Source organism: Erwinia phyllosphaerae, assembly GCF_019132875.1.
In the GTDB taxonomy this organism is placed as follows: domain Bacteria; phylum Pseudomonadota; class Gammaproteobacteria; order Enterobacterales; family Enterobacteriaceae; genus Erwinia; species Erwinia phyllosphaerae.
The window spans coordinates 1-8,320 of sequence record NZ_JAHSPF010000009.1; the positions used below are offsets into that span (position 1 = coordinate 1).

6 protein-coding genes are annotated in these 8,320 nt (G+C 41.7%); 5 read left to right on the forward strand and 1 reads right to left on the reverse strand.

Going from position 1 to position 8,320, the window contains the following annotated elements:
• Window positions 1–399: 399 nt before the first annotated feature.
• The gene (locus tag KUE00_RS15495) at window positions 400–876 is read right to left on the reverse strand and encodes a winged helix-turn-helix domain-containing protein (RefSeq protein ID WP_246760799.1); all 477 of its coding nucleotides are present in this window, start codon (window positions 874–876) and stop codon (window positions 400–402) included.
• Between the two features lie 780 nt (window positions 877–1,656).
• Here KUE00_RS15495 and KUE00_RS15500 point away from each other — a divergent pair.
• The 5 genes from KUE00_RS15500 to KUE00_RS15520 are packed head-to-tail and all read left to right on the forward strand — an operon-like array spanning window position 1,657 to window position 8,316.
• Window positions 1,657–2,223, forward strand: a complete 567-nt coding sequence (locus tag KUE00_RS15500) for a fimbrial protein (protein WP_246760800.1) — start codon at window positions 1,657–1,659, stop codon at window positions 2,221–2,223.
• Window positions 2,224–2,279: 56 nt separating this feature from the next.
• Window positions 2,280–2,999: a fimbrial biogenesis chaperone gene (locus KUE00_RS15505; RefSeq protein WP_246760801.1), complete on the forward strand. Its 720-nt coding sequence runs from the start codon at window positions 2,280–2,282 to the stop codon at window positions 2,997–2,999.
• A gap of 28 nt (window positions 3,000–3,027) precedes the next feature.
• The gene (locus KUE00_RS15510) at window positions 3,028–5,571 is read left to right on the forward strand and encodes a fimbria/pilus outer membrane usher protein (RefSeq protein WP_246760802.1); all 2,544 of its coding nucleotides are present in this window, start codon (window positions 3,028–3,030) and stop codon (window positions 5,569–5,571) included.
• A gap of 1 nt (window position 5,572) precedes the next feature.
• Window positions 5,573–6,553 carry a fimbrial protein gene (locus KUE00_RS15515; protein WP_246760803.1) on the forward strand — a complete coding sequence of 327 codons (981 nt, stop codon included), beginning with the start codon at window positions 5,573–5,575 and terminating at the stop codon, window positions 6,551–6,553.
• A gap of 17 nt (window positions 6,554–6,570) precedes the next feature.
• Window positions 6,571–8,316 (forward strand): ShlB/FhaC/HecB family hemolysin secretion/activation protein, encoded by a 1,746-nt coding sequence (locus KUE00_RS15520; protein ID WP_246760804.1) that lies wholly within the window; start codon window positions 6,571–6,573, stop codon window positions 8,314–8,316.
• Window positions 8,317–8,320 lie beyond the last annotated feature (4 nt).

Genomic DNA, 8,320 nt, shown 5'->3' on the forward strand with positions numbered 1-8,320 from the left:
CCTGACTGCCTGACTGCCTGACTGCCTGACTGCCTGACTGCCTGACTGCCTGACTGCCTGACTGCCTGACTGCCTGACTGCCTGATTGCCTGATTGCCTGACTGCCTGACTGCCTGGCTGCCTTGCAGTGCCATAGTATTCCGACCGTGCAACCGTTCGGTTACGCCGTCTCTCCGTCAGGCTGTTGCCCTGCCACCCGATCGCTTTACCACCCAAACACTCAGCCTTTCCTGCTTCCTGCCCGTTAACCTTCATTCTCTTAAACCTGTCGCGTATTCTCCGTAAAGCTACGCTGCACAATAAATATGATATGCAGACGTATACAAAAAAGGCCTGACTCTTTGCTAAGTCAGGCCCTGTTTGATCACATGTTTTTACGGCAATAGTTACCCGTCAAAATCAGCGGAAACGCGCGATAGATATCAGCATTTTTTTAGGGTAAGAATTAAAGATCTTCCGGCAAAAATTCTTCAGGCCATGTTGTGTTTCCGTCTGGTTTACCGTTTTACGCGGTATCGCACTCAGGGTTTTTTCTTCCAGAGGCAGGCTATCGCAAATACGCCATCCGCGACGCGGGTGAGTTTGAATAATATCTTCACTAATCCCCGCATCCTGTAGCTGTTTCCTTAGTTTAGATATGGTCTGGTATAGCGTATTAGGCGTAACAATCTTTCCATGATCTTCCCAGCCGACCTTATATAAATCGTTATGCGTTACTATTTTCCCACTTTGATAGATCAGCAAATGTAAACAGCGGGCAGCAGTAACATAGGTGGTAAACTCTTCTCCTGTCTTACAGGAAATAATTTTGTTTTGCTGTGGAATAAAATAGACCTGATCATTGATGCAATAAACAATATAATCTTTATTATCCATGGTGTTAATCATCCTTAATATCGAACATGTTTAAAGAATTATAATTATTATTAAAAAAAGCCGCTTGGCCGGAAATCATACTAAATGCATTATGCCAGAAGCAAGCCAAACTGATAACTATTTTGATGTCAGTTTATGTAATTCATGCAGGAGCGATTATAAACTTTTATTTTTTAAAATATAGTTTAGAAGCTAATATTTAACCGGTAAAGAAACTACTTACTTAATCTTAGTTATGTTAAGCGAGAGAACAGTAAACCTTAACGTAAGTGTGAATGCATTCTTTTTTACATTCAACGATTTTTTTGCTGATCCGATGACTTACCGGATTATGATGTATTGTTGCAGGATTGATAAGGTAATATTTTGTAATAGTAGATATTTAATAAATAGGGTAATCAGGAGCCAGGGCGATCGTCGTTGGAACTTTATTACAAATGGGCAGAAGGTCATGTTGGCAGCGTATTAATGAGTTTTGTTTTATTGTAATGAAAATCTGAAAAGATTAATCAAAGCGGTTTTAGTCTTAAGTCATTATCGGGAGGTAATTTCCAGAAAAGATTTAAAAAGTGCAAAATTTATCATAATTCGATTCATGTATATGATTCTCATGGGTTTTTATCAGGTTAATAAATAATTAATAAGTAAAAATTAGATTTATCTTATAGAGGGATTTAAGATAGTTTCACCACTTCTCATTGCGATAGCTGAGCAGGAAGATAGTTGGTAATTAAAATGTTAAGGATATTGCATTTTGGTTTTTATATTTAAGGAGATAGAATGAAGGCTATAAATGGAAAGTATTTATTGCTTGCTGCTTGTGTAGGTTTTTCATCAACAGCCGCCACAGCAAATGATGGCACAATTACTTTTGAAGGCAAAATTGAAGATGCAACCTGTGAAATCAGCGGTGGGGACGATATTGATCCCGATCAGGGGGCTAATTTTACAGTGACTTTGCCCAAAGTAAGCGTTAGCGCCTTAGCAAAACCGGGGCAATTTGCCGGGGATACACCCTTTTATATCAATTTAAGCGGCGAAAATTGCCCGAATGGTAAAGTTGCTAATGTAATTTTTGAACGCGCGCAGAGCACAAATATTGATAGTGCTACGGGTTACCTTAAGAATACGGAAACAACCGGAGGGGCCAGAAACGTCTTTGTGCGTATCTTGAACCACAATAAAGAGGGGTTGAACCTGACGCAGGCTAATGCGCAGCATCAACCTGTTACTATCGATAGTAAAAAAGCCAGTTTTAAGTACTGGGGACAATATGCTGCCGTTGGTAATGCTGCAACAGCCGGTACGGTTAAAAGTGATGTGATCTACTCTATCACTTATCAATAATAAAAAGGGGATTTAATCCCCTTTCTGGACCGTACCCGTTTAACCAGGAAGTTGTAATGTTAAAACCAATTTTATTATTGTCAGCGCTATGCTGGTCGGCCTGTTCATGTGCGGCCATACAAATTCTTGCAACCAGGGTTATTTTATACGAAGCGGAAAAAGAACAGTCATTTACCATAAGAAATACGGGCGATGCACCATCGTTAGTCCAGATTTGGTTATCCAAAAAAGATAACAGCAGCATGAATATTACGGATGATATTCCCCTGGCGATTATGCCGCCAATCGCGCGCATTAATGCAGGCAGTTCTAAGGTGTTCAGATTCTTTCCCACAGAGAAAGCATCGGCCGCTTTGCCAGCAGATCGGGAAAGTATGTTCTGGATAAATGCGCTGGATGTCCCTGCTGTTGATGATGAAAACGTGGCTGAAAATAAGTTAAATATTGCCTTTCGGACGAGGATAAAGGCATTTTACCGCCCCAGTGGTATTAAAGGAACCCTAATAGAAGCAGGAGAGAATTTGCAATGGTCAATGAGTAAAGAAGCAAACAATTTAGTTTATACCGTGAATAATAACTCTCCTTATCATATTTCCGTAGTTGATTTTTCACTGAAAAAAGGGGAGGAAACCATATCCTCATTGCCTGGCGATGTGATTGCTCCATGGGAAATAAAAAAATACAAATTTAAAAACGTAACTGATTCCAGTGCATCATTAAATTACCAGTATATTTCTGATCTCGGCGCCTATATACCAAAAAGAATTGTCTTGTAATTACTTGAATTAACAATGGCATGACATAATGAAAATAAAAGATAAGATAAAAAGTATCTTTTTAGGCTCGGCTATGTTCGTGGTATGTGAAAGCTGTATTGCACTTGAAGAGATAACAGGTGATCAGGCATCTGTAACCGAAAGCAGAAAAGTTAAGTTCAATACGGCATTCATAACTGAATTTAATAAAGATATAGATATAAGCTGGCTAGAGGAGGGAGCGAAAATCACGCCGGGTACTTATCGTGTTAAGGTGTTTATTAATGGAAAGAAGACGAAAACCTATACGATACGTTTTGTTAAGGTAAAAGAAAGTGTTTCCCCTTGCATTCCTGCCGATGTGTTTAAATATGTTACGTTAAATGAAAGTGATTTACCAAACAACTGGCGGGAGACAGGCTGCATTAATCTTTCCAATGTGTTTAAAGGCGCGACGGCAAAGTACGATTATGATAGCGAAACCTTAAGGATTACAGTCCCGCAAATTTATTTAGCAAGCGATATTGAGGGGTTTATCGATCCTTCCCGCTGGGACGAGGGGATTAATGCGTTAAGCCTGAACTATTCTTTAAGCGGTACCACCAGTTCAGGGAGATATTCTAATTACTCGGCGTATTACGGTAATTTGCAAACGCAAATGCGTGCAGGGGCATGGCGCTTTACTACGCTGGATGCGCTTACCGGTGGTAGCACTGATAAAAATAAATTGCAGCATTTGCAGGCTTATGCGCAACGAGCGATTGCTACCGGTCTGGCTGAACTATCGCTGGGCGACTTTAGTACCAGCGGCAATTTCTTTGAAACTATCCCTTTACGGGGGGCAATGTTAAAAAGTGATGAAAGAATGCTGCCGTGGTCGATAAAAGGCTATGCGCCGCAGATAAGCGGCATAGCTTACAGCAATGCAACGATTACTATTACACAAAATAATAACATTATTTATGAAAAAAATATCCCACCAGGCGAGTTTAAAATAACAGATCTGATTGCCCCAGGCTTGGGTGGTGATTTGGAAGTAACGATTAGAGAAAGTAATGGTGCCATAAAAAAATTTAAAGTGCCGTATAACAGTTTGCCGCAACTTGTGCGTAAAGGCCATTTTAACTATTCACTGGCCGCCGGGAAAATACGCCATTATACCAGCATTAATACCCCCGGTTTACTGGAGTCTGGTTTGAGGTATGGCCTGATGCACAACTTGACAATATATGGCGGCAATCGATTAACCACCGATAAATCTTATTTTTCTATGAGCGGTGGTGTGGTGTTTAATGCTGTACCCGGCGCAATAAGTATTGAGCTAACTCAGTCAACTATTATGGATGGAGCGCTAAAAACCAAAAATAACCTACGTGATAACAGCAGGGTTAAAATTGGGCTGGCGAAAAAGCTCAGCGAAACCGACACTTTTATTAACGTATCTGGTTATCATCACCTGGGCGATAGCTTCTATTCCCTGAATGATTATTTAGGGGCCAGAGAAACAAAAAATGGCCGGAATAGCCGCAGTAATAACAGCCTGGAGGTCACACTTTCTCAGCAACTTACACCGGGGTGGGGCGAATTATCACTTATTGGTTTGTGGGAAAAAAGCAGGTATAGCGATGCCTGGGGGGGCCGTTCTTCTTATCTGTTAGGCTATAGAAATAATTATGATTTTGTTAATTACAGTCTGAGTATAAATAAAACATATACTGCATCCGGAAACAGCGATACTGCTTTTTTTGCTAACGTTTCCATGCCGTTAGGATATACAAAAAAATCGCCGCCTGTACTACGCGCTGCCGTAAGTTATAACAATGAACAGGCAAAACTGACAACATCAGTGAATGGTAGCCATCAGGGTAAAGATTATAGTTCAGGATTTAGCAGCTATTTTAGCCAGACAAGCACGAAGCAGTCCGACTTCGGCATTAATGTTAGCCATACCGATACAGTTTTACAAAAAGGAGTTGGCTTTAATCAGAGAAAGGATGGCTACGGTTTTTCAGGCACGCTTGCAGGAGCAGTACTGATTCATGCCGAAGGAATGCAATTTTCACCTTACCTGGGCGATACCGTTGCTTTACTGAAAGCTCACGGTGGCGAGGGTGCCACAGTTTCAGGGAATATTTATTCAAAAATAAAGAAAAACGGTTATGGGCTGCTGGCTAATCTTTCGCCTTATGAAGAAAACAAAATTTTCCTTGATACTAAAGGTTCACCGTTAGGGTTCGATACAGGTGATGATGAATATATTATTGTTCCAACCGCTGGCGCAGTAATAAAGCTGGAGTACAAAAGTAATGCCCAATATAAAAATAATTTTTTGGCCAGGATAAAAGATGTTAATGGTAAAAGCTTACCCTTCGGTACGCGTGTTCAGGATGAGCAGGGCAGAGATATAGGAACGGTCGGACAAGCCGGAATAGTCATTATTTCATTGCCGGATAAATGGCAACCAGTCGTGGCTAAATGGAAAAAAGATAACAAAACAAAAAGTTGTTATATCGAACCGTGGGAAGGAGAGATAGAAAAACAGAGGCAGACAGAAAACAGATCAATAACGCTTATTTGTAAGGAGAGTAAATAAAATGGAGAAGCTATCAATATGGTCGAGGGTCTTGCTCTTGGTGGTTCTGGCTTCAGCAGGTATTTCCTTTGGTGCCCGCGCCTCCTGTAGTCTGGGTTCCCAGCTTCAGACCATTACTTTTCCTGCGATTACCGTAACACCTTCTGAAAAAGGAAGCGTGGGTACTGTATTAGCTTCAGTAACCATGCCGATAGGGAAAATAAACTACTCTTGTGGGCAAAATGTTGCGTCTACCTGGTACTCTTCCTATAGCCGACCAGAAATGACGAAGACCAGCGTTACTAACGTATATTCAACTAATATCAGTGGAATAGGCGTACGCATCAGATGGCCGCAGAGCAGGGGCGATAATAGCTGGATCCCAGGAAATTATAGCTGTCGAGGCAGCTGTAATGAAGCTGCCGATAAAGTTTTGCTGGAAGTGGTACAGACGGGGAATGTTACTAACTGCGGGGAAGTATATGCCGGGCGGATAGCCACCGTAGTTGTTTCTTCTGATGACGCGCCACAAAACACCTTACCCCTGTTAAATATAAACACTCACGGTATCACGGTAAACGTACGTAGCTGTTCTATTTACTCAAGTACTAATAGTATCGATCTTGGCAAATATAGCCTGGCTGACGTTATCAAATCAGGTTTTACCGGCGATAAAAAAGATTTTTCAATAACGGTTGATTGCCCTGAGAAAACGTCGGCAAAAATTACGTTTGAAGGTAAAACAGCATGGGGGATGGAAACCGGCGTGATAGAAAATGCGGGCAGCGCCCAAAATGCTTATATAAAGCTTTATCAAAAAAGCGGTACGCGATACACCGCTAAAGCACTAAATACGTCTGCAAGTTTTGGTAGTTCAGCTTCCTTTACAGGAAAGAGAACGGTTACCTACGCCGGAGAGATGTATTTCAGTAATTCCACCAGGCCTAATGCTACGGCAGGCAGTGTAGTTGCGAATATCGTTTATACCTTAACGCTGGATTAACAGGGATGAGAAATAGTATGAAATTAACCTCAGGGAAAAAAGCCTTTTTATTTTTTATGTTTAGCGGCATAGCTTACTCCAGCCTGGCGGAAACCGTTCCTTCTGTTAATGATGCACAACGTAATATCGATCGCTTAGAACGAGAAAGGCTACAGCAACAGATCACTACGGAAAAACAGAGGGGAAGAGAGATACAAAGGGAAAATCAAAAACAGGATGCAAACGACGAAGCATTAAAATCTGAAAGCCGTTATAAGTTCGATATTAAAGAGATACTTATCGAAAACGACAGTAAGTTCGAGTTTTCTGCACAAAGAAATACGATTATTAAGCGTTATCTCAATACTAATATGGGGGAGCAAGAAGTCCTGGCGCTGGTCAAAGAGTTGACTGATTTTTATATCGGCCAGGGTTATGCCACGACGCAGGTTACTATTGCCCCTGGCTCATTGCGCAGCGGGAAGCTGGTATTGAGAATATTGTGGGGGAAAATTGCAGGCTTTCTGCACAATGGGGAAGCTGCCGGCTGGCGAGAAAAAACGCGTATGTTCAGCGCCATGCCTTTCGCCAAAGAAAGCTTATTAAGTATGAGCGATATCGATCAGGGGTTGGACAACCTGCTGCGTGTTTCCCAGTCGGATAAGCTTGTTATAGAAGCCAGTGAAAAAAGTGGCTACTCGCTGATAAACCATACCGGGGAAAACGTTTTTCCTCTTTCTGTTTATCTGGGTATGAATAATTCTGGCTATCGAGATAGCGGTTGGTATCAATATTCTCTGAACACTTCATTAAAAAATGTATTGGGTTTGAATGATACTTTCACATACTACTATTCTTACAACGATCTTTACGCTGACACAGATAGCCAGTCCGCAAAGAGTTTCTCTTTTAACGTTCCGCTAGGTTACTGGCTGTTTGACAGCAGCTATTACAAGTCAGCCTATAAGAAGATTATCGGTGGTATGTATGGTGGTTATGTCAGCGATGGCCAGTCAGAACGCTTTTCCTTAAAAGCGACCAGAACGCTTTTTCGTAACGCTTCCGGGAAATATTCAGGCTGGTTAAAATTTGAAAAGAAAGATAATGAAAATAACATTATGGGCTTTCCCATCGCTGTATCCAGCAAGAAATACAGCAGTTTAAGTACGGGCTTAACATGGGTAGGCAGTCTGGCCGGGGGATGGGGCTACGCTGATTTAAACATGACTGCCGGCATGCCGTGGTTTGGCGCTGCCTGGAAAGGGGACAGCGACTTAACAGGTTTTGACCTGAATTATAAAAAGTTTAACGGCACGCTCAACTGGGGAACACGGCTTGCCGCTAACGATAGTGGCCGGGTCGCGTTAGATTATGAGTTAAGCAGCGGATGGCAGTTCACCAATGACAGGCTGGTTAGCGATGCTAAATATAGCTTAGGCGATGAATATAGCGTTCGTGGTTATAAAGAACAGATTGTTTCGGCCGAAAGAGCCATCTGGATTTCGAACACGCTAAAATTACCCGTGCAAATCAACTATGCCCGAATTTATGCAGTTTCACCCTTTACCGGCTTTGATATAGGCATGGCCAGGAAAAACTGTGTATCGACAGTTTCATACTGTGAAAGAGATTATATGAGTGGGGCAGTTGCAGGCGTTAAATTAAGCGGAAAAGATTTTTCAGGCTCTGTCGCAGCAGGCTGGCCTGTTAAAAAACCTGCCTCGCTAAGTAATTCAGAGGTAGATAATTACGCGATGTATATGAATTTGAATGTTGGTTTTTAATTTT

Bases quoted from the DNA above. Each gene is read 5' to 3' on its own strand.
- KUE00_RS15495 (WP_246760799.1), bottom strand. From the start codon at position 876: ATGGATAATAAAGATTATATTGTTTATTGCATCAATGATCAGGTCTAT.
- KUE00_RS15500 (WP_246760800.1), top strand. From the start codon at position 1,657: ATGAAGGCTATAAATGGAAAGTATTTATTGCTTGCTGCTTGTGTAGGT.
- KUE00_RS15505 (WP_246760801.1), top strand. From the start codon at position 2,280: ATGTTAAAACCAATTTTATTATTGTCAGCGCTATGCTGGTCGGCCTGT.
- KUE00_RS15510 (WP_246760802.1), top strand. From the start codon at position 3,028: ATGAAAATAAAAGATAAGATAAAAAGTATCTTTTTAGGCTCGGCTATG.
- KUE00_RS15515 (WP_246760803.1), top strand. From the start codon at position 5,573: ATGGAGAAGCTATCAATATGGTCGAGGGTCTTGCTCTTGGTGGTTCTG.
- KUE00_RS15520 (WP_246760804.1), top strand. From the start codon at position 6,571: ATGAAATTAACCTCAGGGAAAAAAGCCTTTTTATTTTTTATGTTTAGC.